Raw genomic sequence first — 779 nt, forward strand, 5'->3', positions numbered from 1 at the left:
ACTGTTGATTATTCAAAAGACTGGCAACCAATGCAACCAAGTTTCTATCGGTATGAATTTAATCTGGATGAAGTAGAGGATTGTTTTATTGATTTAAGTAAATTTGGTAAAGGGGTGGTATTTGTTAATCAGACCAATATTGGTCGTTTTTGGGAAGTAGGACCAACGCTTTCTCTGTACATTCCTAGTGGGTTTCTAAACGTCGGTAGGAATGAAATTGTTATTTTCGAGACAGAAGGGACCTATCAACCAGAAATAAACTTAGTAAAAGCACCAGTATATAAAGAAATGAGAGAGGGATAGATCATGAGTATTATCGGGGTAAGAATTGACGGACGTTTAATTCACGGACAAGTAGCTAATTTGTGGGCAACAAAATTGAATATTTCTCGAATTATGGTTGTGGATGATGAAGTGGCTCAAAATGATATTGAAAAAAGCGGGTTGAAATTGGCAACCCCGGCCGGGGTAAAACTAAGCGTTTTACCTATTGAAAAAGCTGCGCAAAATATTTTGGCTGGTAAATATGACTCTCAGCGTTTACTGATTGTTGCGCGGAAACCAGACAGATTATTAAAATTGATAGAGTTAGGAGTTCCAATAAAAGAGATTAATGTAGGGAACATGTCTCAAACTTCTGAGACGCGATCGATTACGAAATCGATTAATGTTGTGGATCAGGATGTAGAAGTTTTTAAACAATTGAATGACAGAGGCGTTCATTTAATTGCACAAATGGTCCCAAGTGATAAAGCAGACGACTTTATGTCGTTGTTAAT

The 779-nt window shown here is 37.0% G+C and carries 1 protein-coding gene and 1 pseudogene; both read left to right on the top strand.

Annotation, left to right across the window (positions count from 1 at the left end; all coding sequences use genetic code 11):
- Window positions 1-303 (top strand): annotated as a pseudogene (locus tag RU96_RS12640) (beta-galactosidase); the annotation flags it as partial.
- 3 nt (window positions 304-306) lie between these two features.
- A partial coding sequence (locus RU96_RS12645) for a PTS sugar transporter subunit IIB (RefSeq protein ID WP_071865813.1) occupies window positions 307-779 on the top strand: 473 nt, incomplete at its 3' end.

The organism is Enterococcus canintestini, assembly GCF_001885735.1.
Taxonomy (GTDB): Bacteria; Bacillota; Bacilli; order Lactobacillales; family Enterococcaceae; genus Enterococcus_C; species Enterococcus_C canintestini.